The sequence below is a fragment of the Methylobacterium endophyticum genome (genome assembly GCF_050591105.1).
In the GTDB taxonomy this organism is placed as follows: Bacteria; Pseudomonadota; Alphaproteobacteria; order Rhizobiales; family Beijerinckiaceae; genus Methylobacterium.
Map to the genome: position 1 here is coordinate 78,949 of NZ_JBNHES010000004.1, position 24,380 is coordinate 103,328.

Consider the following 24,380-nt stretch of genomic DNA (forward strand, 5'->3'; position numbering starts at 1 on the left):
CGGACGTCGGCATTCATCATGAATGTTGACGAACGATGCGGAACATCCCCCGGAGTTCGCAGGATCTCCGGCTGCGCGAACTGTGCGCCATTGCACATTCCGCAAGCGCGGCATAGAAGCCGAACAGTCGCCGCCGCCATGGCGACAATGGAGTTCCGGCATGTCCCTGCCGATTACGTTCAGCCGGACCTTGTACGCGGACGGATACTGGGCGACGGCGACCGTCGTCGGCAACACGGCCAGGATCGCTTCCGTCTCCCACGCCGCCGCGCAGGTGTCGGGCACCGTCACGGAGGCGGGAAGCCAGGTGATCGTCAGCTCCGTCACGCTGAACGCGACCATCGTCTCGACGAACTACGACAACGCCGGCACGATCCTGTTCAAGAGCCTCAGTGGCGGCACCTATTACGTCTTCTCGAACTCGGCGCTCGCCAACGGGCAGCTCATCACCTACCCCAACAACGGCCTCGGCGATTACCATGTGGCCTGTTTCGCCTCCGGCACCCTGATCCTGACGACGCGCGGCGCGCGTCCCGTCGAGCGGCTCGCCGTGGGCGACGCGGTGGTGACGGCGGCGGGCGAGGCGCGGACGATCCGCTGGATCGGGCACCGCCGCATCGATGGCCGCCGGCATCCGCATCCCGAGGCGGTGATGCCGATCCGCATCCGCGCGGGCGCCGTGGCCGAGAACAAGCCGGCCCGCGACCTCCTGGTCTCGCCGGACCACGCCGTCGCCATCGACGGGGTGCTGATCGCGGCCCGCAGGCTGGTCAACGGCGTCTCCGTCCTGCGCGAGGACGTGGCGCGCGTGACCTACTGGCATGTCGAGCTCGATCGCCACGACCTGCTCCTCGCCGAGGGTCTGGAGGCCGAGAGCTATATCGAGGCCGGCAACCGCGCCGCCTTCGAGAACGGCGGCGCCGTCGTCGCGGCGCATGCGGATTTCGAGGGCACCGCCGACTATGCCGAGCGCACCTGCCTGCCGGTCGTGACGGGCGGCGAGAGGCTGCGCGCGGTGCGCGCCGGCCTGTTCGCGCGGGCGGCCTCCGGCTTCACCGCCGATCCCGGTCTCAGGCTCCTGGCGGACGGGATCGCGCTGGCTCCCCTCGCGGCGCAGGGCGGTCATTACCGCTTCGCGGTGCCCGAGGGCACGGCGTCCCTGCGCCTGGTCTCGCGCTCGGGCATCGCGGGCGAGGTCCAGGCCGAGAGCGGCGACCTCCGCCGCTTCGGGGTCCTGGTGCGCGGCCTCTTCGTCGACGGGACGGCCGTCTCGTTCGACGCGCTCGGCGAGGGCTGGAACGCGCAGGCACCCGGCCGCGACCACCGCTGGACCGACGGCGACGCCGCCCTGCCGCTCGGCCGCGTCGTCGCCTTCCGCATCGCGCCGCTGGAGCGCTATCCCCTCGCCCCCGGCGACGCGCGCAGGCACGCCGCCTGAGGGAGAGGCCGCCGGCTCAGGCGGCTTCCGGCGTCTGCGCCCGCTCGCGGGCGAGGCGCGTCACCGAGACCTGATCGACCTTGCCGGTGCCGAGCATCGGGATCCGGTCGAGCACGACGACCTCGGCGGGAATCGCGATCTCGGTGGCGCCCCTGGCCTTGGCAAAGCCCTGGTAGTCGGCGCGGGTGGCGCCCTTCCTCTCGGTGAACAGGATCAGGCGCTCGCCCTTGCGCGCGTCGGGCACGGCGGCCACCGCGCTCGGGGCGTCGGGCCAGAGCTCGGCCGCGAGCGCCTCGATGCCGGCGAGCGAGACCATCTCGCCAGCGATCTTGGCGAAACGCTTGGCGCGGCCCTTGATCGTCACGAAGCCCTGCGCGTCGATGGCGACGATATCGCCGGTGTCGTGCCAGCCCTCGGGCGGCGGCTCCAGCACGCCGGGCTTCTCGGCCCGCAGGTAGCCGAGCATGATGTTCGGCCCCTTCACCGAGAGGCGGCCGGCGCCCTCGATGCCGGGAACCGTCTCCAGCCGGCTCTCGAGCCCCGGCATCAGCCGGCCGACGCTGCCGAAGCGGTTGAACATCGGCGTGTTGAGCGCCACCACCGGCCCGCATTCGGTGACGCCGTAGCCCTCCAGGATGCGCAGGCCGAACTTCTCCGAGAAGGCCCGGCGGGTCGATTCCTTCACGGCCTCGGCACCGGCCAGCACGTAGCGGATCGAGCGCAGGTCGTAGGGGTGGGCGGCCTTGGCGTAGCCGGCTAAAAACGTGTCCGTGCCGAACAGGATCGTCGCGTTCGAGCCGTAGATCAGCTCCGGCACGATCCGGTAATGCAGCGGCGAGGGATAGAGATAGACCGGCACGCCCGAGACCAGCGGCAGCACCAGCCCCACCGTCAGCCCGAAGGCGTGGAAGACGGGCAGCGCGTTGAAGACCTTGTCCGTGCGGCCGAAATCGATGCGGGCGGCGGCCTGCGCGACGTTGGCCAGCAGGTTGCGGTTGGCGAGCACCACACCCTTCGGCGTGCCCTCGCTGCCTGAGGTGAACAGGATCGCGGCCGGATCCCCGCCCTTACGGGCGACGAGCGGTTTGCGGGGGCTCAGCAGCCCGCGCAGCTTGTCCCCCGTGGAGACCGTGGCGCGCACGTCCTCCAGGTAGACGAGCTTCACCTTGTCCTGGATCGCCTCCACCAGCGGCCCGAGCCGGCCCTTCTCGATGAAGGCGCGGGAGGTCAGCACCGTGCCGATCTCCGCCGCCTTGCAGGCCGAGAGGATGTTGGCGGGCCCGGCGGAGAAGTTGATCATCGCCGGCACCCGGCCGGCGGAGGCGAGCGCGAAGAACGTCACCGCCGCGCCGTTGGCGTTGGGCAGCATCACCCCCACCGGGCGGCCGGCATCGGCGAGAGGCATCAGCTTGCGGCCGAGGATGTTGGCGCCCATCACGAGGCGGGAATAGCTGAGCGTGCCCGTCACCGGGTCCTCCAGCGCCATGCGGCGCCAGCCGTGGCGGTCGCCCGCCTCGATCAGGGCCTCCATGATGCCGCGATCGATGTCGGTGGTGCGGAAGACGAGGTCCGACATGATGCCGTAGAGCGCGGCACCCGCCGCCTGCCGGCGCGCCTTGCCCTTCAGTTCGGGATCGACCGCGAGCCGCACGGGCTCGAGCACCGTCACCGTCACCTTCGGCCACCAGCGGCGGCGGACCTGCCGGCGCGACAGCCGCGAGAACGCCGTCTGCTCCAGGCCCTCGATGCGCACCGGCACGACCATCGCGCCCGACTTGTCGGCGATGAGGCCGGCGCCGTCATAGACTTTCATCAGGCTGCCCGTCACGGTGAGCCGGCCCTCGGGGAAGATGATCAGCGTCTCGCCGCCCTTCACCGCGTTGATGAGGGTGCGCGTCGCCAGCGGCCGGGTCGGGTCGAGCGGCATCGCCTTGGTGATCTTCAGGAACGGCTTCACCCACCAGCGCTGCGCGATGCCGTGGTCGATGGCGAAGACCGGCTCCTGATCGAGCAGCGAGAGGGCGAGCGGCGCGTCGAGGAAGGAGACGTGGTTGAGCGCCACGATGCAGTTCGGGCCCGCCTTCTCGACATTCTCCAGGCCCCGGATCTCCAGCCGGTAGAAGGCGCGGAACAGGATCGAGAGGGCATCGCGAAAAGGGCTCGTCGGCAGCACCGCGAAGATGACGACGCCCGCGACGAGGTTGAGGACGGCGACGGTGGCGAGCAGGCTCGCCATGGAGAAGCCGGCGCCCTGGAGCACGGCGAGGCCCAGCGTGCCGCCGACCATGAAGGCGGCGGTGAGCACGTTGACGGCGCCGATGACGCGGGCGCGCTTGTCCTTGTCGGTCCAGGCCTGCACGGCGGCGAAGGAGGGCACGATGTAGAGGCCCCCCGCCGCCGCGAGCGCCAGGAAGTCGAAGGCGACGCGCAGCCCCGTGCCGGTCTCCAGGAAGGCGAGGGCGCCGACCGCCTCGCCCGAGACGGCGGGAAGATGCGCCACCGTCCAGGCGAGGTCGAGGCCGAACAGGCCCATCAGCACCGCGCCGACCGGCGTCGGCAGCAGCACGATGCGTCCGCTCGACAGCCAGGAGGCGAGGCCCGAGCCCAGCGCGATGCCGATGGAGAAGACCGCGAGCAGCAGCGTCACCACCGTCTCGGTGCCGTTGAGCGGGCCCTTCACCAGCACCGGCAGCAGCGAGAGCACCACCACGCCGACGAGCCAGAACCAGCTCACGATCACCGAGCCGCGCCAGATGCGGGTGTCGCCCCAGATGTCGCGCAGCAGCGCCACGGTGGAGCGGGCGACGTTGCGGTCGACCTTGAGATCGGGCGCGCCCTCCCCCGTCCTCGGGATGGCGCGCGCCGAGAGCCAGCACAGCACCGCGAAGACCATGATGAGCGTGCCGAAGGCCGCGCCGCCGCCGCCCGCCGCCGAGGCGAGACCGGCGGTGATGGTGCCGAGCAGGATCGCCAGGAAGGTCGCGCCCTCCACGAGCGCGTTGCCGGCGGGCAGCTCCTCGCGCTTCAGGTGGTCGGGCAGGATGCCGTACTTGATCGGCCCGAACAGCGCCGCGATCACCCCGAACAGGCCGAGCGCCACGAACAGCACCGGCACCGAATGCAGCAGGAAGCCGACGACAGCAGTGCCGGCGGCGAAGATCTCGGCGAATTTCAGCCGCTTGGCGACGACGGCCTTGTCGTAGCGGTCGGCGAGCTCCCCGCCCAACCCCGACAGGATGAAGAACGGGCCGATGAACACGGCGCTCGCCAGCGTCACCAGGATGCCCGGATCGGTGCCGCCCTGGGCCACCTTGAACAGGATCAGGAACGCGAGCGCGTTCTTCAGGAAGTTGTCGTTGAAGGCCGAAAAGAACTGGCACCAGAACAGCGGCGCGAAGCGGCGCGCCGTCATCAGCGAACGAAACATGACTGTCTCCCCGGTGGCCCGGTTCGGCTCTTCGAAGGCATCACTGCCCGCCGGCCCGGAAGGCGTCAAATCCGGCTCGGTACGGAGGACGGGACCGAATTTGAACACCGTGCAAATATGAGGGGCCGCCGCCGGATGCCGCAAGCTTGATTTTGCACGACGTGCAATCTACCGCCTCGCCGGGTGCGCGGGCGCACGGGAGCGGTGTGGATGACGGGCGGACGCCGAGGGACCGAGAGGCATGCCGGCCCGAGGGGCGAGCTCGACCGCGAGGGCTTCGTCGCCCTGGTGGTCGCGGCGGCGGAGGCCATCGCCCGCGAGGAGGGCCTGCGCGGGCTCGGCATGCGACGGCTCGCGGCGGCGGTGGGCTACGCGCCGAACTCGATCTACCACGCGGTGGGCGATCTCGATCAGGTGGTGCTGCGGGTCAACGCCCGCACCTTCGCGCGCCTGCACGGCGCCCTGACGCGGGCGATCGGCCCGGAGGCGACGGCGCGGGAGAACGCGCTCGGCGTCGCGGAAGCCTATCTCGCCTTCGTCGCCGAGGCGCCGCGCCTGTGGAGCCTGGTGCCCGAGCACGCGATGCCGACGGGCGACCCCTTCCCGGACTGGTACGAGGAGGCGCTGTCGCGCACCACCGGGCTCGTCGATACGGTGCTGGCGCCGCTGCTGCCCGATCCCGCCGAGCGCGGCCGGGCGGTGGCCGTGCTCTGGGCGAGCCTGCACGGGCTCGCCTCGCTCTCGATCTCCGGCAAGCTCGCGGTGCTGACCCCCGAGCCTCCCGGCGCCCTGGCGCGGATGCTGGTCGGCCGCTTCCTCGGCCCGGACCCGGCCTGAGCCGTCAGACCCGGAAGCGCGCCGCGTGGCTGCCGGCCTCGTCCAGGGCCGCGATGCCGGCGCCGGCCCGGTCGAGACCCTCGCGGAGCTGGCGGGCGCCGACGCCGCCGGGGACCGCCAGCAGCAGCCGCTCGCGGCCCTCGCGGGGCTCGGCGCGGGCGACGACCTCGCCGTAGAGGTCCTGCAACGCGGTCTCGGCCTCCGGCGTCCAGGCGGCGGCGCGGGCGGCGTGGAGCACCCAGTCGCGCTGCGCGGCGGCGGGGTCCTCCAGGGGCTTGGCCACCACGAAGACCGGCGTGCCGGCCGGATGGTGCGGGCGCTCGATGAAGGGCAGCCGGGCGATCACCTTCGGGCGGCCCTCCCCGGTCAGACCCTCCCACCAGGCGCTCGCCGAGGCCGGGGCGCGGGGTCCGCGCGGATCGAAGCGGAAGATGCCGAGATCGCCCCGCGAGGACGCCACCGCCTCGATCACCGCCGCGCAGTTCGGATGCGGGCGATAGGGCACCGTGAAGCCGAAATGGAAGCGGGCGGAATCGCGCATGGCCGGATCGCCGGCCGAGACGTCGGCATGCACCGAGAACGGCGCCTGCACATAGGTGAAGGTCGCGATGATGACCCGCCAGATCCCCTCCACGGTATCGAGGGGCAGCAGACCGCGATGGCGCTCGGCGACCCGGCGCATCATCGACGCCTCGCGGCCGGGCCGGAAGGCCGAGCCCGAGACGGAGGTGCCCTTCACCGCGATCAGCCGGTCGATGATGGTGCCGCGCTGGATCAGCAGCGCGTGCATCTCGGCGTCGATCCGGTCGATCTCGGCGCGGAGCGAGGCGAGGTCGTCGAGGGCGGGCGCGGCCCGCTTGGTGAAGCGCATGGGTGTCGCTGAGGCGATGCCGGTTGGAACCGTCGTGAGCCCCGTGTTTACGGTTCCGCGCCCGCGAGGGCCAGCGCCGGCGCCCCGCTTTCGTTGACGGTCCGGCGCATCATCATTACCTGCTCGGGAGACGGCCGGCGGAGGGAGCCTCCGGTCGTCGGACGCGCACCGCACCGGCAGGCGCACGAGCCCCCTCAAGACACGCCATGGACAGCCCCCTCGACATCGCAGCCGGCCCGGCGCGGACCGAGGCGCCGGGAAGCGTTTCCCCGGAGCCGTCGCAGGCGCACGATCCCAAGAGCCCGGTGGCGCGCTTCGGCGCCGACAAGCCCCTCGCCATGGATGCCGGCGTCGACCTCTCGCCCTTCCAGATCGCCTACCAGACCGCCGGCACGCTGAACGCGGATCGCTCCAACGCGGTGCTGATCTGCCATGCCCTCACCGGCGACCAGCATTTCGCCCACACCCACCCGGTGACGGGCAAGCCCGGCTGGTGGGAGACCCTGGTGGGGCCGGGAAAGCCCATCGATACCGACCGCTACTTCGTCGTCTGCTCGAACGTCGTCGGCTCCTGCATGGGCTCGACGGGCCCCGCCTCCCTCGATCCGGCGACGGGGCGCCCCTACGGGCTCGGCTTCCCGCTGGTGACGATCCGCGACATGGTGCGCGCCCAGGCCATGCTGCTCGACAGCCTCGGCATCCCCGATCTCTTCCTGTGCATCGGCGGATCGATGGGCGGCATGCAGGTGCTGCAATGGGCCTCGCTCTTCCCCGAGCGGGTCTTCTCCGCCATGCCCATCGCCACGGGCGCCCGGCACTCGGCCCAGAACATCGCCTTCCACGAGGTCGGCCGCCAGGCGATCATGGCCGACCCCGCCTGGGCCGAGGGGCGCTACATCGAGGCCGGCACCCGCCCCGCCAAGGGGCTCGGCGTGGCGCGCATGGGCGCGCACATCACCTATCTCTCGGAGCCGGCGCTGCACCGCAAGTTCGGGCGGCGCTTCCAGGGCGGCTCGGCGCCGACCTTCTCCTTCAACGCCGACTTCCAGATCGAGAGCTACCTGCGCCACCAGGGGCTCTCCTTCGTGGAGCGCTTCGACGCCAACGCCTATCTCTACCTCACCCGCGCGATGGACTATTTCGACCTCGCGGAGGACCATGGCGGCGTGCTCGCCAACGCCTTCCGGGGCACGAGGACACGTTTCTGCGTGATCTCCTTCACCTCCGACTGGCTGTTCCCGACCTCGGATTCGCGCGCCATCGTGCACGCGCTGAACGCGGCCGCCGCGCCGGTGGCCTTCGTGGAGGTCGAGAGCGACAAGGGCCACGACGCCTTCCTCCTCGACGAGCCGGCGCTGTTCTCGGCGGCGCGGGGCTTCATCGACGCCGCCGCGCGGGCGCGCGGCCTGTGAGCGCCGTGCCCGAACGACCCGTCCTGCTCCGGCTCGGGGACGCGGCCGACAGCCTGCCGCGAACCGCCGAGGCGGGAAGCGCCCGCGTCGACCATCTCGTGGTGCTCGGCCTCGTGCCTCCCGGCGCGCGGGTGCTCGACATCGGCTGCGGCGACGGCTCCCTGCTGGCGCTGCTGCGCGACCGGCGCGGCGTCGACGGGCGCGGCATCGAGCTCTCGCGCGAGGGCGTCAACGCCTGCCTCGCGCGCGGCCTGCCGGTGATCCAGGGGGACGCCGACACCGACCTCGAGAACTATCCCGACAAGTCCTTCGACGTGGTGGTGCTGTCCCAGACCATCCAGGCGACGCGCCATCCCCGCGTCGTTCTGGAGCACCTGCTGCGCATCGGCCGGCAGGTGGTGATCTCGTTCCCCAATTTCGGCCATTGGCGGGTGCGGGCCGAACTCGCCTTCCGGGGGCGCATGCCGGTCACGGAGATCCTGCCGGAGGCGTGGTACGAGACCTCCAACATCCACCACTGCACCATCCGCGACTTCGTCGGGCTCTGCCGCGTTGTCGGCGCGCGCATCGAGAAGGCCACCGCCCTCGACGCGCGCGGCCGGCCGATGCGCTTCTCGATGCCGTGGTGGTTCTGGAATCTCGTCGGCGCGCAGGGCGTCTTCCTGCTGCGCCGGGAAGACTGAGACCGTTTCCGGCGCGATCAGGCGGCCGAACCGGCGAGCCGGTCGCGCCCGCGCTCGGACGTCTCGACCCGGTTGCGGCCGTTGCGCTTGGCCCGGTAGAGCGCCGCGTCGGCCCGGCGCATCAGCAGGTCGAAGTCGCGCCCGCGGGAATCGCTGGCGGCGAGCCCGGCGCTGACGCCGATCCTGAGATCGGGAAACGCCGGCACCGCGAGGCGCTCCACCGCCGCGCGGACGCGCCCGGCCAGGATCAGGCCCCGCGCCGGGCTCGTGCCGGCGAGGGTGCAGGCGAATTCCTCGCCCCCGAGCCGGCCGACGAGGGTCCCCGGCGGCAGGATCTCCCGCAGCAGGCAGCAGAAGCCGACGAGCACCCCGTCGCCGACCTCGTGGCCGTGCTCGTCGTTGACATGCTTGAAATGGTCGAGATCGAACAGCAGGATCACCACCGGCAGGGCCGGCTCGGCGAGGCGGGCCTTCGTGCCGGCGACGAAGGCGCGGCGGTTGGCGGCGCCGGTCAGCGCGTCGGTCCCGGCCGCGATCCGCTGCTCGCGCTCCGCCCGCTCCTTGGTCAGCGCCATGAAGGTGAAGGCGATGGCCACCATGAGCATCATGCTCATCAGGCAGACGGGGGCGATCCAGGGGCCCTGAAGCGGGTTCGTGCCGGGAGCGGGCGGCGCCGCGATCACGAGGGGAACGCGCGCGAGATAGACCACCGCGTAGGTGCCGAGCAGCGCGATCGCCGGATAGCGGGAGACCAGGCCGTCCGCGCGTCCACGCCAGAGCTCGCGCGCCCCGAGGGCGCAGAAGAGGCTGGCGAGGAGCGATGCCAGGATCACCCGCGCCGTCAGCGATTCGTAGAACGCCGGCACGAGGCAGGCGAGGGCCCAGGCGGCGCCGGAGGCCAAGCCCGGCCAAAGCCTCGGCGATCGTCCCTCGAAGGCGCGCAGGCCGCTCCAGATCGCTCCGTAGGCGCCAATCATCAGCGTGTTGCCGAGGCCGATGGAGAGCCATCCGGGGAGCACCCCGCGCAGGGCCAGGAGAACCGAGGCGACCGCTCCGACGAGATGGGCGACGCCCCAGACGAGAAGCGCGCGGGTTCCCCTGTCCTGGCTCCAGGACAGCAGGAAGAGGCTGCCGGCCATGGCCGCGACCAGTGTGGTCGCGATCAGCAGGGTCGGGGCGTCGAGGCGTATCAAACCGAATCGCCGGGCATGGGTCGTCTGTCGCCGGATAGTCCGCGGTCGTGCGCATCAGCGATGCGCCGGGAATGGTTGAAGAAATGTTTCCGGCCGTCCGCTCGCGCGGACCTAGAGTCCGTCTCTGCGCTTCGGCATCTCCGAACGGAGAGCCGGAAGCCGCTTGTCCGGGGCGGACTCTAGCGATCCTCCCGCCTGGCTCCGGCGACCGGGCCGAGGGGGGCGATGCGCAGGGTGGTGATGCGGTTCTTGGCCTTGCGCAGCACCTGGAAGCGGAAGCCGTGGAAGTTGAAGGCCGTGCCCTGGTCGGGGATGGCGCGGGCCTCGTGGATGACGAGCCCGGCCACCGTGGTGGCTTCCTCGTCCGGCAGGTCCCAGTCCATGGCGCGGTTGAGGTCGCGGATCGGCACGCCGCCGTCGACATTCACCGAGCCGTCCCCTTGCGGGCGCACGCCCGAGACCGCGACGTCGTGCTCGTCGGCGATGTCGCCGACGATCTCCTCCAGAATGTCCTCCAGCGTCACGAGGCCCATCACCTCCCCGTACTCGTCGACGACGAGGGCGAAGTGGGTCTTCTTGGCGAGGAACGCCTTGAGCTGGTCGCGCAAGCTGGTGGTGATCGGAACGAACCACGTCTCCAGGGCCAGCGCCTCGACCTTCAGGCCCGACGCGTCGCCCCCCGCCGCGTCGAGGGCGCGCAGCAGGTCCTTGGCGTGGAGCACGCCGACGATGTTCTCCGTGGTGCCGCGCCAGAGCGGCATGCGCGTATAGGGCGAGGCCAGCACCTCGCGCACGATCTCCTCCGAGGGCAGGTCGGCGTTGATGATCCGCATCTTGGTACGGTGGACCATCACCTCGGCGACGGAGAGGTCGGAGAGGTCGAGGAGGCCGCCGAGCATGTCGCGCTCGGCCTTGGCGACGCCGCCCTCCTTGTGCAGCAGCGCCACCTGCCCGCGGATCTCCTCGGTGGGCGAGAGGATCGACTGGTGCTCGCCGATGGTGATGCCGAAGGGGCGCAGCATCAGCCGCACCACCGATTCGATCGCCACCGCGAGCGGCCCGAGCAGCGCCACGGTGAAGGCCACCGGCCGGGCCATGAGCAGCGCCACGCGGTCCGCCTTCGAGATGGCCAGCGTCTTCGGCAGCACCTCGGCGAAGACGATCACCAGCACCGACATGCCGACGGTGGCGTAGATCACGCCGTTCTTGCCGAAGACCGCGGTCAGCACGCTCGTCATGAAGGCCGAGGCGCCGATGGCGACGATGTTGTAGCCGATCAGCATGGCGCCGATGAAGCGCTCGCGGATCGCCAGGATGCGGTTGACGATGGCCGCGCGCGCGTCGCCGGAGGTCTCCAGCGCCAGCATGCGGGCCCGCGAGGCGGCGGTGAAGGCCGTCTCCGCCCCGGCGAAGAAGGCCGAGAGCAGCAGCGAGATCACGACGATGCTCGCCGCGAGCCAGAGGTCGGTATGGGCTTCCATGGGGCCGGTCTCGGGTCCTGGCGCGGGGCTCGACCCGGAAAGGGGTGTCCGCGCGACGCGCGGGCTCCTCTTATACCAAGGCGCCGACCCGTCGAACGGTCCCGCCCGCAAAGTTTGGCGGCGGGATCAGCCGGCCGGAACCGGCGCGGGCGCGCGAACGGGCAGGGCGCGCCGCGCCACCAGCAGCAGGGTCGCGAGCGACAGCGCCAAGCCGAGGGAGAGCCCGGTGGAGGCCGCGACCATGCGCAGGCTCGCGGCGCAGAGCGGCGAGGCCACCAGCAGCGCCCGCTCCCAGCCGGTCAGGCCGCCTGAGCGATGCGCGGCGAGCGCCAGGAGCACGCTCGCCGGCACCAGGGGCGCGAGGTCGTAGAGGGGCACGTAGGGCGAGACCAGGGGAGCGGCCGCGAGCAGCGCCGCCGCGAGCAGATCGATGCGCGCCGGTCCCGACCAGATCCGCCAGACGGTGGCGACCGCCGCCAGCGCCACGGCGATCTGGACGGCCCAGGCGGTGGCCACCGACCCGCCGAGCAGGCGCGCCGCGCCGAAGGCCCCGGCATTGATGTCGAGCCCGGACCAGGCTTCCGTCAGGACGATGCGGTTGCTCAGCGCCAGGGTGTCGAGGAAACCCTGCCACGGGCTCCAGCCGAACAGGGCCAGCGTGCCGAGGCCTTGCGCGCCGACGCAGACGATGCAGGCCGACAGGCAGCGCCAGCGGCCGGTGGTCAGCAGCAGCAGCGGCGCCAGGGCGGCGAGCTGCGGCTTGTAGGCGACGAGGCCGAACAGGCATCCGGCGATCAGGGGGCGGCGGTCGACGAGGAGCGCGCCGAGCGTCAGGAGGCCCGCCGTGATGAGCCCGTTCTGCCCGTAGGCGAGGTTGCAGAACACGAGCGGATGCGCGCAGGCGATCAGCACCGCGTCGCGGCTGCCGGTGGCCCGCCAGATCGCGACCACGAACAGCGTCAGTGAAAAAAACATCCAGGCGAGGAAGGCCGCCGGATAGGGCAGCAGGCCGGCAAGGCTCGCCGGCAGCAGGAAGACCGGCGGATAGTGCCAGGCGAATTGTCCGGCCTCTGCGCCGAACTCGGCCTGCTGGTTGGCGAGGTGCCGGGGCAGGTCATAGACCTCGGCCGGGTGGCCGGCGAGCGCTCCCCGCCCCGCGATCCAGACCTGGGAGAAATCGTAGCCGAGCATCTGCCCGAGCCAGTTGTGGCGCGGGTCCGGCCCGGTGCCGAGCAGCCCGAAGGCGATGGCGAGAACCAGCGGCACCAGCGCAAACGCCGCGTGGCGGGCGAAGGCGTGGAGGCGCGCATCGCTGCCGAAGAGGTCCGACAGGTCGGTGCGGAACGCGGCAAGGCCGCTCGGCGCGCGCATGGGAAGCAGTCTCGAAACCGGGCGCGGCACGATAGGCCCCAGCCCGGTTCCGCCCGGTTAACGGCTCCCGCGCAGCTCGTCCTCGAGGAAGGCGCGCACCTCCGCCCGGTCGATGCCCGGCGCGATGAAGCTCTGTCCGATGCCGCGCGCGAGGATGAAGGTCAGCGCGCCGTCGCGGACCTTCTTGTCCTGGGCCATGGCGTCGAGGATCTGATCGGCGTCGCCGCAGCCGCCCGGCACCGCCTGGAGCGTCGTCGGCAGGCCGGCAAGCGCCAGATGGTTGGCGACGCGCCCCGCGTCCTGGCCGGGGCAGAGCCCGAGCCGGGCCGAGAAGCGGAAGGCCAGCGCCAGCCCGATGGCGACGCCCTCGCCATGGACGAGGCGGGCGCTCTCGTAGCCGGTGAGCCGTTCCAGCGCATGGCCGAAGGTGTGGCCGAGATTGAGCAGCGCGCGCTCGCCGTCCTCGCGCTCGTCGCGCACCACCACGCCGGCCTTGGCGCGGCAGCAGATGGCCACCGCCTCGTCCCGCTCGGGTCCGCCGGAGAAGATGCCGGCCCAGTTCGCCTCGCACCAGTCGAAGAAGCCGGCATCCGCGATGAGGCCGTATTTCGCCACCTCGGCATAGCCGGCGCGCATCTCGCGCTCGGACAGGGTGTCGAGGGTGGCGGTGTCGGCGAGCACCAGGCGCGGCTGGTGGAAGGCGCCGATGAGGTTCTTGCCCAGCGGCGAGTTGATGCCCGTCTTGCCGCCCACCGACGAATCGACCTGCGCCAGCAGGGTCGTGGGCACCTGCACGAAGCGCACGCCCCGCCGCAGGCTCGCCGCCGCGAATCCGGCGAGATCGCCGACCACGCCGCCGCCGAGCGCCACCACGAGGTCGCCGCGCTCGATCCTGTGCGCGAGCAGCCCGTCGCAGACGGCGGCGAACCCGGCATAGGACTTCGACGCCTCTCCCGGCGCCACGCCGACGATGCCGGAGCGCAGGCCCGCGGCCTCCAGGCTCTCGCGCAGCGCCAGGCCGTAGAGCGCCGCCACGGTCTCGTCGGTGACGATCGCCGCCGCCTTGCCGCCGAGGGCGGCGACGCGCGCCCCCGCCGTGGCGATCAGCCCGCGCCCGATCAGGATGTCGTAGGCGCGGCCCTGGTCGAGGGGGACGTGGACGGTCAGAGGGTCTGTCACTGGGCGGCGTGGGCTTCGTTGGAGGGCGGGTTGAGATAGGCGTCGAGGGCTTCCATCACGTCCTGCACCACGCGGTCGTGGGAGACGTCGCGGGAGAGCACCACCACGTCGGCCCCCCCGTAGACGGGATGGCGCGCCTCCATCAAGGCGCGCATGGTCTCCTCGGGATCGTCCGTCTGGAGCAGCGGGCGGTTACCGCGCTTCCTCACCCGCCGCATGAGCACGTCGAGCTCGGCCTTGAGCCAGACCGAGACGCCCCCCTCCGCGATGCGGGCGCGGGTCGATTCGCGCATGAAGGCGCCCCCGCCCGTGGCGAGCACCAGCGGCCCCTCGCGCAGAAGCCGGCTAATGACCCGCTCCTCGCCCTCGCGAAAGCTCGGCTCGCCGTAGATGGCGAAGATGTCGGGGATGGTGAGCCCGGCCGCCGCCTCGATCTCGTGGTCGGCGTCCTTGAAGATCATGCCGAGACGCGAGGCGAGGCGCCGGCCCACGGTGCTCTTGCCCGCGCCCATCAGGCCGACGAGCACGATCGACCGGCTGCCGAGGGCCCGGCGCAGACGCAGCTCGATCGGTTCGCCCGACGGCTCGGGCTCTGTCATGGTGGGAGCACTGGCGGCATCACCGGCGTGATCTGTGGCGTGGTCTTGCAAGACGTGGTCTGGGGGCCGAATTCCTGGCATCGCGAAGGGTCTTAACGTGTTTCAGGCGCGCCACGAAGCCGCGCCGGCACGAATCGCATGAAGCGATGCCTGTGTCCCCACCGACCTTGCGGCACGCGCCCGCAAGGCCGACAAACAGCCCGCGCGGCATCCGCATGCCGCGCACCGAACGTTCACCCGCGACGTGCAGGACGGTCCCGGCCCGAGGCCGTTGTCCCGCCGGGGCGCCATCGAGGTTCGACCGCCGTGCCGACCCTGTTCCGGTTCATCGCCACCCTCGCGATCCTCGCCGGGCTCGCCTTCGGCGCGATGTTCGCGCTGGCGACATTCGTCGAGCCGACGCCGCGCGAGATGAGCGTCGTCATTCCCGCCTCGAAGCTCCAGCCGGGGGGCAAATGACGGCGGCGGCCGCGCCGCCCGACGTCGCGGCCTATCTCGACATGCTCGCCGCCGAGCGGGGGGCCGCCGCCAACACCCTCGCCGCCTACAGGCGCGACCTCGACGACTATCTCGGCTTCCTCGACGCCGGGAGCATCGCCCTCGACGAGGTCGAGGCGGGAACCCTGCGCGACTACCTCGCGGGACTCGCGGCGCGCGGGCTGAAGACCGCCTCGGCGGCGCGGCGCCTCTCCTGCATTCGGGGCTTCCACAGGTTCCGCTACGCGGAAGGGCTCGCCGGGACCGATCCGAGCGCGCCGGTCTCGGGGCCGCGCCGGGGGCGCGGGCTGCCGAAGGTGCTCTCGGTGGCGGAGGTCGACCGGCTGCTCGCGGTCGCCCGCGAAAGGGTCGGGCTCGCCGGCGCGGAGGGGGGCGAGGCCCGGCGCGCGGCGCGGATGCTGTGCCTGCTCGAGCTCCTCTACGCGACGGGCCTGCGCGTGTCGGAGCTCGTCGCCCTGCCGCGCGCCGCCGCCGCGACCCGCGAGCGCTACCTCGTGGTGAGGGGCAAGGGCGGTCGCGAGCGCATCGTGCCGCTCACCGACGTGGCGCGGACCGCGATGCGGGCGCATGTGGAGGGGCTTGCCGCCGGGGGCCCCTGGCTGTTCCCCTCGGACGGCGAATCCGGCCACCTGACCCGGCAGGCGTTCGCCCGCGACCTGAAGGCGGCGGCGACGGCCGCCGGCATCCGCGCCGACCGGGTCAGCCCGCATGTCCTGCGCCACGCCTTCGCCAGCCATCTCCTCCAGAACGGCGCCGACCTGCGCGTGGTGCAGGAGCTGCTCGGCCACGCCGACATCGCCACGACGCAGATCTACACCCACGTCCTCGACGAGCGGATCAAGAGCATGGTCCGCGACCTCCATCCGATGATGGACGGCGAGGGCTGAGGCGGTTTCCGATCGCTGCATTCGGGGTTTCCGCGCGCTCCCTCTCCCCTCCGCGGGAGAGGGTGGCCCGCGAAGCGGGTCGGGTGAGAGGAGCGCCCTTTCCGGATACGTCGCTCCCCTCTCCCGACCCTCGCTGACGCGAGGCCCACCCTCTCCCGCGAAGGGGGGAGGGAAGACGCGTCTGGCCGAACGCAGCGAGCGGCAATGGTATGAGGCGCCTCAGTACAGCGCCGGCACCGCCGCGTTCGGGATCGCGAAGGGGCCGAGCATCACCCGGCCGTCGATGAACTTCAGGGGCGGCAGCGGCTTGAGGGCCGCGTCGCCGGCCTGCGCGGCGGCCTCCCCCTGCCCGTCCTCGTCGCGGCGGCGGCCGCCGCCGAGCAGCTTGCCCACGAGGCTGCCGATCAGCGCGCCCTTCTCGGGGCCGAGGCGCTGGCCCATGACCTGAGCGACCAGCGCTTCGAGCCCGGCGGCGCGCAGCTCGAGCCGGCCCATGGGGCGATGCGCCTCGTCGAGGGCGAGCGAGCCCTTGCCCTGGAGGCGGCGGTCGCCCTTGGCCAGCGACAGCAGGGCGATGTCGAGGCTGCCGCCGGCCTTGCGCCAGCGCTCCAGCTCCCCCGCCACCGGGTCGCTGCGGAGCGCCGTGGCCCGGTTGAGGGTGGCGTCGAGCACCATGTCGGCCGGCGCGGCGTTGCCGAGGACGGCGTCGACGAGGGGCAGGTTCACCTGTTCCGTGCGCAGGTCGATATCGACGGCGCCGTCCGTGTCGAAGCGGACCGGCGTCGGCCGGGCATGCGCCTCGAGATGCTTCACGGAGAAGTCGATGGGGCCGGGCTCGGCGCCCTGCACGCTCCCCCGCGGCCCCTCGGCGACGACGGAGACCCGCGAGAAGCCGTTGGAGGTGCCGTGGAAGCTCGCCTCCAGGCTGTCCCAGGTCACATCGGCGTCGAGATCGCCCTGCTCGACATGGAACGGCCCCTTCACCTCGAGGATGCCGTGGCGGGGATCGTAGACCTGCACCAGCGCCGTCACCGGGCCGAGGCTGAAGCGCCCGTCCGAGCGGGCGAAGCTCACGCCCGAGCAGCGCAATTCGAGCCGGAAGGGGAAGCCGGCGATGGAGCGGTCGGCGCAGGTCCAGGTCCGGCCGGCCCTCGCTTCCGCCGCGATCCAGCCGTCCATCTCGCTCTCCGCCCGGTGGCGGATGAAGAACCAGGCCGCCGACCAGGCGAGCACCAGCACGAGCAGCAGGATGGAGGGCAGGAACAGGCCCCTGCGCGAACGGCGCCGGGCGAGGGGCGCCCGGTCGAGGTCCGTGCTCCCGGTGGGTCCGTCTCCGGTGGGTCCCTGCGCCATGCCGCGTCCGTTCCTGTCTCGCCCCGACGCGGCCCCTGTGGCAGCGCCGGGACGCGGGGGCAAGGCGCGGATCGCCATCCGGTTCCGCCCGGCCGCCCACGGCCAAGCTGCCACGATGCGGTCAAGCCGGGGCCCAACCGGCGCCGTTCCCGCCCGTCAGGCTCCTCCCGACATCGACCGACGAGAGGGCCGTTCGCCATGCTCAAGACCGATCCGCGCGCCGCCGAGAGCCGGCTCGAACGCTCCGTCGCCTCGGCGCTGTGGGCGATCTCGGCGGCCTGCGCCGAACGCGAGGCCCCCTCCGTGCACGCCGCCCGCAAGCATCTCGGCGCGGTCTATGGCGAGACGCGCCTGCGCCGCCGCCTGGAGAACGAGGCCCGCACGGCCTGATTTCAGGCCACCGCGTCCCAGGTCTCGCTGACGGCACGCCCGTCGAGCACGAGATGGGCGCGCACCACCACGTCGCCGGCTGGGAGCTTCGCCGGCGGGCGCCACTCGACATAGAGGCGCCAGCCCCCGGTCTGCGGCACGATCTCGACGATCGGCTCGACCATCTCGCCCGCGCTCGCCGAGACGCTCGCCGAGACCGCCGCGTCGCCGTTGGTGGGCAGGTGCGGCCCCAGGAAGTCGACGGCGAAGAGACGGCGGCCGGGCTGCGGCGGTTTCACGGGGCGCAGACGCTCGGCATCCGCCGAACGCGCCTGGACCACCCGCGCGAGGTCCCCAGGCAGGCCGGGCGCCGGCTCCTGACCGACGGTGGTGAGCGTATAGTCGAGGGCGAGCGGCTTGCCCGCGACGACCGGCTCCTTGCGCACGAAGGCGGCGACGATGTTGTCGACCCACTCCTCCCGCGAGGGGATCTCGAAGAGCTGCACCGCGCCCGCCCCGAATCCGGCATCGGCGGCGGGGTCAGATCCCGCCGGCTCGACGAAGAGGCCGGGCCGGGCCTCATGCCGGGCCTGGACGTCGAGATAGGCGGAGAAATCGCGCTGGCGCTGGAGCAGGCCGAAGCCGCGCAGGGGGTCGGCAGAGAAGGTCGAGACCTGCGCCGCCTTGCGTCCGTTGGAGAGGGGTCGCCAGAGCCGCTCGCCCGGCGTCTCCACCACGAGCCCGTCCGAATCGTGCACCTCGGGCCGGAAATCGTCGAAGGGCACGGCGTCGCGGATGCCGGGGCCGTTCTGCCCGTGCAGGAACATGCTGGTGAGCGGCGCCAGCCCGAGCCGCTCGATGGGTTTGCGTGGGAAGAGCGAGGCGGTCACGGCCATGCGGGCCGGCTCGCCCGGCGTGACCACGAAGCGGTAGGCGCCCGACAGGCTCGGCCCGTCGAGCAGCGAGAGGATGGTGACGCTCTTCTCCCCCTCGTCCGGCTCGCAGAGCCAGTGGGTGGTGAAGTCGGGAAACTCCTCCGGCGCCGGCAGCCCGGTGCCGACGGCGATGCCGCGCGCCGAGAGCCCGTATTCCTGGCTCTGTCCGCGCAGGCGGAAATACGAGGCGCCGAGGAAGACCAGGAACTCCTCCTGGAAGTCCGGCCGCGCCTTGTCGAAGGCGTGGTGCAGGCGGAATCCCGCGAAGCCCAGCTCCGGTGGAAAGCTCTTGCCCGCGAGCGTCGGTCCGAGATCGAACTGGCCCGAGGCATAGCCCAGCCGCTTCGGCGCGCCGTCGCGCGGTTGCAGGAAGAGGTCGACGCGCTTCCGTTGCAGGAAGCCCCGGTGGAAGAGCTGCACGGAAAAGGTCTTGCCGAGCCTCGGCGCAGCGTCCTTGCGGAAGCGGATCTGGCGATAGGCGTCGTAATCGATCCCCGCGAGCGAGGGCGGCAGGTCCTCGGGCGCCGGGGCGTGGGGAGCGGCGGCGAGCCTCTCGGCCAGCGCGAGCACGCCCTCGTAGGTCATCGGACGGTCGCCGGAGGGGGCGGCGGCCATCGTTCGGGCGGTATTCAGGTCCAGCGCGCTACCCAGGAGCGTCCCCGCAACAGCGGTGGCGGCCGTGCGCAGCACGGACCGGCGCGAGGGAGGAACGGTTTCGCGAGAGCCCGGTCCGGCAGGATCGGCCGCTTCCTCGCGCGACCCTACCGGACGGATGCCGTCCGGGTTCTCATCCCGCTCGTCGCTGCGATCGCTCATCAGGCCTCGTCCTCCCGGCAACGGGTGTGCGATGTCTCCGCTGGCTTTACCGAGTTTTTCGCGCCCCATGTCCACCTCACCGTTGTCGCACGAGGCCGAGATCCTCGACATCCCGGCCGCCGGGGAGCCGCTCCGGCCCGAGGCGTGGCATCGCGCGGGCGCCTCCCTCCTGTTGCGCCGGCTCGCCCTGGCGATCCCGACGCTCGCCACGGGAGCCGCCATCGCGGCGCTCGCCGCCCGCGCATACGGCCCCGCCGCCTACGCGCCGTCGCTCTCCTGGCTCGCGGGCGGCACGCTGGCGCTGTTCTGCCTCGTCATGGCCTGGCAGTCCTTCGTGGCCTGGCAGTACATCTACGGGCTCATTGCCGCCATCCTCGGCAAGCGGGCGCTCTCCGTCCTCGAACGGCGCTCGGACGAGGTGCCGACCCGCGCCTCGGGCCTGAGCCGCACGGCGGCCGTGGTGGCGATCCACGCCGAGGACGCGGTCGCGGTGTTCGCGGCCCTGCGGGTCATGGCCCGCTCCCTCGCCCGCGAGGACCGCCGGGGCGACGACATCGACCTCTTCGTCCTCTCCGACACCCGCGACGGCGCCATCGCGGCGGTGGAGGAGCACGAGTTCGCCCGCATCGAAGCCTGGGCGCGGACCGCCGGCCCCGGCATCCCGCGCATTCGCTACCGGCGCCGCACCGAGAATTCCGGGCGCAAGGCCGGCAACATCGCCGAGTTCTGCGAGACCTACGGCTCCGAGTACGACTTCATGATCGTGCTCGACGCCGACAGCCTGATGACCGGCGCCGCCATGCGCCGGCTGGTGCGGCTGATGGAGGAGAGCCCCCGCGTCGGGCTGATCCAGACCGTCTCCTACGCCGCCGGCCGCGACACCCTCTTCGCCCGCGTGCAGCAATTCGCCGTGCGGCTCTACGCGCCGTTGGCGCTGCGCTGCCTGGAGACCTGGCAGGGGCCGGACGGGTCCTATTGGGGCCACAACGCCATCCTGCGCATCGAGGCCTTCGCCCAGAACGCGCAGCTCCCCGTCCTGCCCGGCAAGGCGCCGCTGGGCGGCGAGATCCTCTGCCACGACATCGTCGAGGGCGCCTTCCTGCGCCGCTCGGGCTGGGAAGTGCGCCTGCTGCCGGAGATGGGCGGCACCTGGGAGGAGATGCCGACGAACCTCGTCGACCTGCTCGGGCGTGAGCGGCGCTGGTGCCAGGGCAATCTCCAGCACATGCGCGTGGTGCCGATGCCGGGCCTGCTGGCGGCGAGCCGCTGGCACCTCCTCGTCGGCATCCTCTCCTACTGCATGCTGCCGGCCTGGATCGCCTTCCTCGCCGCCGGGAGCGTGCTCGCCGCCAAGACCGGCGATCTCGGCCTCCTCGGCTACGGCCTCACCGGCAAGGCGCCGGCGGCCTACGCCTTGGCCGCCCTCGTGGTCGCGGTGCTGGCGCTTCCAAAAATCCTCAGCCTCGGCCATGTGCTCGCCTCGAAGGAGCGGCGCGACGGCTTCGGCGGCACCGCCTCGCTCCTGAAGAGCGCCGCGCTCGAACAGGTGGTCTGGGTGCTGCTCTGGCCGGTGATGACGCTGTTCACGGCCGGCGCCGTGCTCTCGACCTTCGTCGGCCGGGTGGTGCGCTGGGATACCCAGGTCCGCGACGACCGCAAGGTTCCGTGGAAGGAGGCGATCCGCCTGCAATCGGACGCGCTCGTCGTCGGCCTGCTGATGACCGCCGGGCTCGCCTATGCCGGAAACCCCTGGCTCGCCCTGTGGATGGCGCCCGTCGCCTTCGCTCTGCTGACGAGCCCGGCCCAGAGCGTCCTGACGAGCCGCGCCGATCTTGGCCGCCTCGCCCGCGCCCACGGCCTGTTCCTCACCGTGGACGACACCGCCCAGGCCCCGGAGCTCGCCGATCTCGCCCAGAGCCGGCTGAGCCCCGTCCCGGCCCGCGATTCCGGCGAGCCGGCGCTGCGGCTCGCCGCGGACGAGATCTGACAACAGGCCGAGACCTCGCCCTCAAGGCTTGTTCAACACCTCGATGGGGTTGGTCCGCTGACTCGCCGCAGGCTCCCTGGTGAGGGCGCTGGTGCCCGTCTCCGGCGCGCGGGCTCCCTGTTTCGGCGCGCCCGTGCCGTCCGTCGCCATGCCGCCGTCCGAGGGCTGGGTCGGCACCGTGCCGCTGGCGAGCTCCAGGCAGGTCACCATCTCGACATAGGAGGGGTAGCCCCCGGCCTCGAACTGCTTCGAGCACTGGGTCTTGGCGGCGGCCGAGAAATCGCTCCAGCGCCGGGTGGCCTCCGCGCGGGCGTCGCGCTCGGAGCGCAGGCAGCCGTCCTCGCTGGTGCGGTCGCTGCCGAGCCCGACATTGGCCGAGGCGGCGGAGCGGCAGGTCCGCTCGATGTCGAGAGTGGGAGGCCCGTCCGCGCGTGCCGGCAGGGCGGACAGGGACAGCACGGCGACAGCGAGCGCCGTGCTGGGGGTGACGGGGTGTCTCATCGCGCGTCCTCGGCGGGTCATGGCGTCATCCGGCACAACGCGCGTGGGCGCGGGTCGGCCATGCGCGGCCGCGCGATTTTTCACACGGCCGCGCGCAGGGCCCGGTCGAGATCGGCGAAGAGGTCGTCCGTATCCTCGATGCCCGTGGAGAGGCGCAGCAGGTCCGGCGGACAGGGACTGCCGGGGCCCTCGATGGAGGCGCGGTGCTCGATCAGGCTCTCGACCCCGCCGAGGGAGGTCGCCCGCTTCCACAGCCGGACACGGGCGGCCGTCGCGATGGCCGCCGCCTCGCCCGCCGCCACGCGCACCGAGAGCATGTAGCCGAAGCCGCCCTCCATCTGCCTCGCGGCGATCGCATGGCCGGCATCGTCGGGCAGGCCCGGATAGAGCACGGCGGAGAGGAGCGGATGCCCGTCGAGCCGCCGCGCCAGGGCAAGCGCGCTCGCCGCCTGGGCCCCCGCGCGCAGGTGCAGCGTGCGCAGCGAACGCATCAGCAGATAGGCCTCGAACGGCCCGAGGATCGCGCCTCCGCCGGCACGGATCGCGGCGATGCGCTGCCAGAAGGCGTCCGCCCTCGCTCCGGCGAGCACGCCCGCGACCACGTCGGAATGGCCGTTGAGGATCTTCGTGGCCGAATGCATCACGATATCCGCCCCGAGGGTCAGCGGCCGCGTGTGGACGGGCGAGGCGGCGGTGGAATCCACCGCGAGCCGCGCTCCGGCCGCATGCGCGATCCCCGCCGCCGCCGCGATGTCGGTGACGGTCCAGAGCGGGTTGCCCGGCGTCTCGATCCAGACGAGCCTGGTCGTCCCCGGCCGGATGGCGGCGCGCAGCGCGTCGAGGTCGTCCATGGCGACGAAATCGACGCCGATGCTCCGGCGCGGCAGTTCCTCGCGCAGCCAGCGCTTGAGCGCCCAGTACATCACCACGGGCGCGACGACGTGGTCGCCCGGCTCCAGCGCCGTGAAGACGGCGGTGGCCGCCGCCATGCCCGAGCCGAAGAGCAGGGCGCCGGCCTCGGCCTGCTCCAGCATGGCGAGCACGGCTTCCGCTTCGCGCACGGTGGCGTTGTCCGGCCGAGCGTAAGAGAAGCCGGAGGAGTAGCCGTTGTCGGGGTCGCGCACGAAAGTGGTCGAGACGTGCAGCGGCGCCACCACGGCGCGCGTCTCCGGATCGATGCGGCCGAGCGCCTGGACCGCGAGGCTGCGCCGACTGAACGCGGCATCCTGCGGGGTGTCGGCTGCGTTGGGCTGTGTCATGGCATCAAAACCCGTCTCGGCGAGGCGGGTCCGGCCCTGGCACGAAGCGCGGCGATGCCGCAAGCCCGCGCCGGAGACGGCGGCAGCCTACGAGGACCGGACCCGATGACCTCCACCCCGCATGTCCCCGCTCGCGCCGCCTTGTCGCCCTGGGCCCGGATCGCCGCCGCCGTGCTGCCCGTCGTGGCGACGGCGGCGCTCGGCTCGGTCACGACCCAGGCCGAGATTCCGGGCTGGTACGCGGGCCTGAACAAGCCCGCCTTCAACCCGCCGGTCTGGGTGTTTCCCGTCGCCTGGACGATCCTCTACGCCATGATCGCCGCCTCGCTCTGGCGCCTGCTCGGGGCGATGCCGGCGGCGGGGCCGTCGCGGCGCGGCTGGAGGCTGGCGCTCGCGGCCTTCCTCGTCGGGCTCGCCCTCAACGCGGTCTGGACGCCGGTCTTCTTCGGCGCGCACGCCATCGGGGCGGCGCTCGTGGTCGCCGTGGCGATGCTGGTGATGAGCCTGTGGACCATCCGCCTCGCCCGGCCCTTCGACCGGCTCGCGGCCTGGCTGCTGGTGCCCTATGCGGCCTGGGTCGCCTTCGCGAGCGTGCTCACCGCCACCATCCTGCGCATGAATTGAGTCGCGGGGTTAACGAAAGGTTTTCACGGGAAAACTCCCCTGCGAACGCTCAGGCGTCGACATGTTCGGGGCCCTTCTCCTCCTTGCCGGCGGGCTCCCGGCCCGTCTCCGTGGCGCGGTGCAGGAGGAAGATCGAGACCACCATGGTGACGATCAGCACGGCGAGGACGCCGAGCTCGATCATGGACGCGCGAAACAGCGCCTCCTTCTCCGGCGTCCATTCCTTGGCGTGCATGATCTCGGAGGATTGCAGCGTGATCACCAGCACGCGCCGGATCGAAGCGATGAGCCCGACGATCAGGAAGGGCTCGCAAGTGAGCCGCCCGGAGCGCATGGAGACGCGCACCGTGTGCAGGATCTCCACCAGCATCAGCAGGAAGAGCAGCCGGTCGACCACGTCGAGAAGCTGCGCCGCCCCGCCGAGATGGCGGATCGCCTCCAAGGTCATGCCGGCGGCGTCCACCAGGGCGACGAGGGCGGTGACGGCGAGCAGCAGGCCGAGCACGGCGTAGATCGCGTGCTCGGTATGCAGGAAGACGAAGGCCGAGATCTTCGTGAGCCGCCCCTCGTCCTTCCCCTCGTCCTCGGCCATGGCGCGCCCCTCCGGTTCGGACGGGCTTCGTATGCCCTCCCCTCCGTCAAAGCGGCAGCGGCCGTCCG

21 protein-coding genes are annotated in these 24,380 nt (G+C 72.1%); 9 read left to right on the plus strand and 12 right to left on the minus strand.

Annotated elements, in window-relative coordinates; all coding sequences use genetic code 11:
* Window positions 1-160 precede the first annotated feature (160 nt).
* The gene (locus ACP56T_RS06515) at window positions 161-1,438 is read left to right on the plus strand and encodes a Hint domain-containing protein (protein ID WP_430911314.1); all 1,278 of its coding nucleotides are present in this window, start codon (window positions 161-163) and stop codon (window positions 1,436-1,438) included.
* Window positions 1,439-1,454: 16 nt separating this feature from the next.
* Here the strand turns inward: ACP56T_RS06515 and ACP56T_RS06520 are convergent, their stop codons facing one another.
* Window positions 1,455-4,865: an acyl-[ACP]--phospholipid O-acyltransferase gene (locus tag ACP56T_RS06520; protein WP_430911315.1), complete on the minus strand. Its 3,411-nt coding sequence runs from the start codon at window positions 4,863-4,865 to the stop codon at window positions 1,455-1,457.
* Between the two features lie 210 nt (window positions 4,866-5,075).
* Here ACP56T_RS06520 and ACP56T_RS06525 point away from each other — a divergent pair, with 210 nt between their 5' ends.
* A complete protein-coding gene (locus tag ACP56T_RS06525) occupies window positions 5,076-5,702 on the plus strand; it encodes a TetR-like C-terminal domain-containing protein (protein ID WP_430911316.1) in 627 nt (208 codons plus the stop codon).
* Between the two features lie 4 nt (window positions 5,703-5,706).
* Here ACP56T_RS06525 and ACP56T_RS06530 read toward each other — a convergent pair whose 3' ends face one another.
* Window positions 5,707-6,573, minus strand: coding sequence for a chorismate mutase (locus tag ACP56T_RS06530; protein ID WP_430911317.1), 867 nt, complete (start codon window positions 6,571-6,573; stop codon window positions 5,707-5,709).
* Between the two features lie 206 nt (window positions 6,574-6,779).
* On the opposite strand from ACP56T_RS06530, the gene metX reads away from it, so the two are divergent.
* Window positions 6,780-7,985: a homoserine O-acetyltransferase MetX gene (metX, locus tag ACP56T_RS06535; RefSeq protein WP_430911318.1), complete on the plus strand. Its 1,206-nt coding sequence runs from the start codon at window positions 6,780-6,782 to the stop codon at window positions 7,983-7,985.
* Between the two features lie 23 nt (window positions 7,986-8,008).
* A complete protein-coding gene (gene metW, locus ACP56T_RS06540; protein ID WP_430911482.1) occupies window positions 8,009-8,668 on the plus strand; it encodes a methionine biosynthesis protein MetW in 660 nt (219 codons plus the stop codon).
* A 17-nt stretch (window positions 8,669-8,685) separates the two neighbouring features.
* Here the strand turns inward: metW and ACP56T_RS06545 are convergent, their stop codons facing one another.
* The 5 genes from ACP56T_RS06545 to ACP56T_RS06565 all read right to left on the minus strand — a co-directional run bounded on the left by ACP56T_RS06545 (window position 8,686) and on the right by ACP56T_RS06565 (window position 14,491).
* The gene (locus ACP56T_RS06545) at window positions 8,686-9,861 is read right to left on the minus strand and encodes a GGDEF domain-containing protein (RefSeq protein ID WP_430911319.1); all 1,176 of its coding nucleotides are present in this window, start codon (window positions 9,859-9,861) and stop codon (window positions 8,686-8,688) included.
* A gap of 179 nt (window positions 9,862-10,040) precedes the next feature.
* Complete coding sequence (locus tag ACP56T_RS06550) at window positions 10,041-11,342, minus strand: HlyC/CorC family transporter (protein WP_430911320.1); 1,302 nt, start codon at window positions 11,340-11,342, stop codon at window positions 10,041-10,043.
* 126 nt (window positions 11,343-11,468) lie between these two features.
* Window positions 11,469-12,713, minus strand: coding sequence for a glycosyltransferase family 87 protein (locus ACP56T_RS06555; RefSeq protein WP_430911321.1), 1,245 nt, complete (start codon window positions 12,711-12,713; stop codon window positions 11,469-11,471).
* A gap of 57 nt (window positions 12,714-12,770) precedes the next feature.
* A complete protein-coding gene (gene aroB / locus ACP56T_RS06560) occupies window positions 12,771-13,892 on the minus strand; it encodes a 3-dehydroquinate synthase (protein WP_430911322.1) in 1,122 nt (373 codons plus the stop codon).
* Entirely contained in the window at window positions 13,889-14,491 is a 603-nt protein-coding gene (locus ACP56T_RS06565; RefSeq protein ID WP_430911323.1) for a shikimate kinase, read from the minus strand. Before ACP56T_RS06565 ends, aroB begins: the two co-directional genes overlap by 4 nt.
* A 306-nt stretch (window positions 14,492-14,797) precedes the next feature.
* Between ACP56T_RS06565 and ACP56T_RS06570 the strand changes: the two genes are divergently transcribed.
* Both ACP56T_RS06570 and ACP56T_RS06575 read left to right on the plus strand, forming a co-directional pair.
* On the plus strand, window positions 14,798-14,950 hold the full coding sequence (locus ACP56T_RS06570) for a histidine kinase (protein WP_430911324.1): 153 nt from the start codon (window positions 14,798-14,800) through the stop codon (window positions 14,948-14,950).
* The gene (locus ACP56T_RS06575) at window positions 14,947-15,876 is read left to right on the plus strand and encodes a site-specific tyrosine recombinase (RefSeq protein ID WP_430911325.1); all 930 of its coding nucleotides are present in this window, start codon (window positions 14,947-14,949) and stop codon (window positions 15,874-15,876) included. Before ACP56T_RS06570 ends, ACP56T_RS06575 begins: the two co-directional genes overlap by 4 nt.
* Window positions 15,877-16,095: 219 nt before the next feature.
* On the opposite strand, the gene ACP56T_RS06580 is transcribed toward ACP56T_RS06575, so the two are convergent.
* Window positions 16,096-17,229: a DUF2125 domain-containing protein gene (locus tag ACP56T_RS06580; RefSeq protein ID WP_430911326.1), complete on the minus strand. Its 1,134-nt coding sequence runs from the start codon at window positions 17,227-17,229 to the stop codon at window positions 16,096-16,098.
* 198 nt (window positions 17,230-17,427) lie between these two features.
* Between ACP56T_RS06580 and ACP56T_RS06585 the strand changes: the two genes are divergently transcribed.
* On the plus strand, window positions 17,428-17,619 hold the full coding sequence (locus ACP56T_RS06585) for a hypothetical protein (RefSeq protein WP_430911327.1): 192 nt from the start codon (window positions 17,428-17,430) through the stop codon (window positions 17,617-17,619).
* A 2-nt stretch (window positions 17,620-17,621) separates the two neighbouring features.
* Here ACP56T_RS06585 and ACP56T_RS06590 read toward each other — a convergent pair whose 3' ends face one another.
* Complete coding sequence (locus tag ACP56T_RS06590) at window positions 17,622-19,118, minus strand: OpgD/OpgG family glucan biosynthesis protein (protein ID WP_430911483.1); 1,497 nt, start codon at window positions 19,116-19,118, stop codon at window positions 17,622-17,624.
* 298 nt (window positions 19,119-19,416) lie between these two features.
* Here ACP56T_RS06590 and mdoH point away from each other — a divergent pair, with 298 nt between their 5' ends.
* The gene (mdoH, locus tag ACP56T_RS06595; protein WP_430911328.1) at window positions 19,417-21,336 is read left to right on the plus strand and encodes a glucans biosynthesis glucosyltransferase MdoH; all 1,920 of its coding nucleotides are present in this window, start codon (window positions 19,417-19,419) and stop codon (window positions 21,334-21,336) included.
* Between the two features lie 21 nt (window positions 21,337-21,357).
* On the opposite strand, the gene ACP56T_RS06600 is transcribed toward mdoH, so the two are convergent.
* Together ACP56T_RS06600 and ACP56T_RS06605 are read right to left on the minus strand one after the other, a co-directional pair.
* A complete protein-coding gene (locus tag ACP56T_RS06600; RefSeq protein WP_430911329.1) occupies window positions 21,358-21,837 on the minus strand; it encodes a hypothetical protein in 480 nt (159 codons plus the stop codon).
* Between the two features lie 80 nt (window positions 21,838-21,917).
* Window positions 21,918-23,096: a trans-sulfuration enzyme family protein gene (locus ACP56T_RS06605; RefSeq protein WP_430911330.1), complete on the minus strand. Its 1,179-nt coding sequence runs from the start codon at window positions 23,094-23,096 to the stop codon at window positions 21,918-21,920.
* Between the two features lie 105 nt (window positions 23,097-23,201).
* Here ACP56T_RS06605 and ACP56T_RS06610 point away from each other — a divergent pair, with 105 nt between their 5' ends.
* Window positions 23,202-23,720, plus strand: coding sequence for a TspO/MBR family protein (locus ACP56T_RS06610; protein ID WP_430911331.1), 519 nt, complete (start codon window positions 23,202-23,204; stop codon window positions 23,718-23,720).
* Window positions 23,721-23,769: 49 nt separating this feature from the next.
* Here ACP56T_RS06610 and ACP56T_RS06615 read toward each other — a convergent pair whose 3' ends face one another.
* Window positions 23,770-24,312 (minus strand): phosphate-starvation-inducible PsiE family protein, encoded by a 543-nt coding sequence (locus tag ACP56T_RS06615; RefSeq protein WP_430911332.1) that lies wholly within the window; start codon window positions 24,310-24,312, stop codon window positions 23,770-23,772.
* Between the last annotated feature and the right edge of the window lie 68 nt (window positions 24,313-24,380).

What these genes read in the sequence shown, in the direction of transcription:
- ACP56T_RS06515 (WP_430911314.1), top strand. Translation starts at nt 161, where the DNA reads ATGTCCCTGCCGATTACGTTCAGCCGGACCTTGTACGCGGACGGATAC.
- ACP56T_RS06520 (WP_430911315.1), bottom strand. Translation starts at nt 4,865, where the DNA reads ATGTTTCGTTCGCTGATGACGGCGCGCCGCTTCGCGCCGCTGTTCTGG.
- ACP56T_RS06525 (WP_430911316.1), top strand. Translation starts at nt 5,076, where the DNA reads ATGACGGGCGGACGCCGAGGGACCGAGAGGCATGCCGGCCCGAGGGGC.
- ACP56T_RS06530 (WP_430911317.1), bottom strand. Translation starts at nt 6,573, where the DNA reads ATGCGCTTCACCAAGCGGGCCGCGCCCGCCCTCGACGACCTCGCCTCG.
- metX (WP_430911318.1), top strand. Translation starts at nt 6,780, where the DNA reads ATGGACAGCCCCCTCGACATCGCAGCCGGCCCGGCGCGGACCGAGGCG.
- ACP56T_RS06550 (WP_430911320.1), bottom strand. Translation starts at nt 11,342, where the DNA reads ATGGAAGCCCATACCGACCTCTGGCTCGCGGCGAGCATCGTCGTGATC.
- ACP56T_RS06555 (WP_430911321.1), bottom strand. Translation starts at nt 12,713, where the DNA reads ATGCGCGCGCCGAGCGGCCTTGCCGCGTTCCGCACCGACCTGTCGGAC.
- ACP56T_RS06565 (WP_430911323.1), bottom strand. Translation starts at nt 14,491, where the DNA reads ATGACAGAGCCCGAGCCGTCGGGCGAACCGATCGAGCTGCGTCTGCGC.
- ACP56T_RS06575 (WP_430911325.1), top strand. Translation starts at nt 14,947, where the DNA reads ATGACGGCGGCGGCCGCGCCGCCCGACGTCGCGGCCTATCTCGACATG.
- ACP56T_RS06580 (WP_430911326.1), bottom strand. Translation starts at nt 17,229, where the DNA reads ATGGCGCAGGGACCCACCGGAGACGGACCCACCGGGAGCACGGACCTC.
- ACP56T_RS06585 (WP_430911327.1), top strand. Translation starts at nt 17,428, where the DNA reads ATGCTCAAGACCGATCCGCGCGCCGCCGAGAGCCGGCTCGAACGCTCC.
- ACP56T_RS06590 (WP_430911483.1), bottom strand. Translation starts at nt 19,118, where the DNA reads ATGACCTACGAGGGCGTGCTCGCGCTGGCCGAGAGGCTCGCCGCCGCT.
- mdoH (WP_430911328.1), top strand. Translation starts at nt 19,417, where the DNA reads ATGTCCACCTCACCGTTGTCGCACGAGGCCGAGATCCTCGACATCCCG.
- ACP56T_RS06600 (WP_430911329.1), bottom strand. Translation starts at nt 21,837, where the DNA reads ATGAGACACCCCGTCACCCCCAGCACGGCGCTCGCTGTCGCCGTGCTG.
- ACP56T_RS06605 (WP_430911330.1), bottom strand. Translation starts at nt 23,096, where the DNA reads ATGACACAGCCCAACGCAGCCGACACCCCGCAGGATGCCGCGTTCAGT.
- ACP56T_RS06610 (WP_430911331.1), top strand. Translation starts at nt 23,202, where the DNA reads ATGACCTCCACCCCGCATGTCCCCGCTCGCGCCGCCTTGTCGCCCTGG.
- ACP56T_RS06615 (WP_430911332.1), bottom strand. Translation starts at nt 24,312, where the DNA reads ATGGCCGAGGACGAGGGGAAGGACGAGGGGCGGCTCACGAAGATCTCG.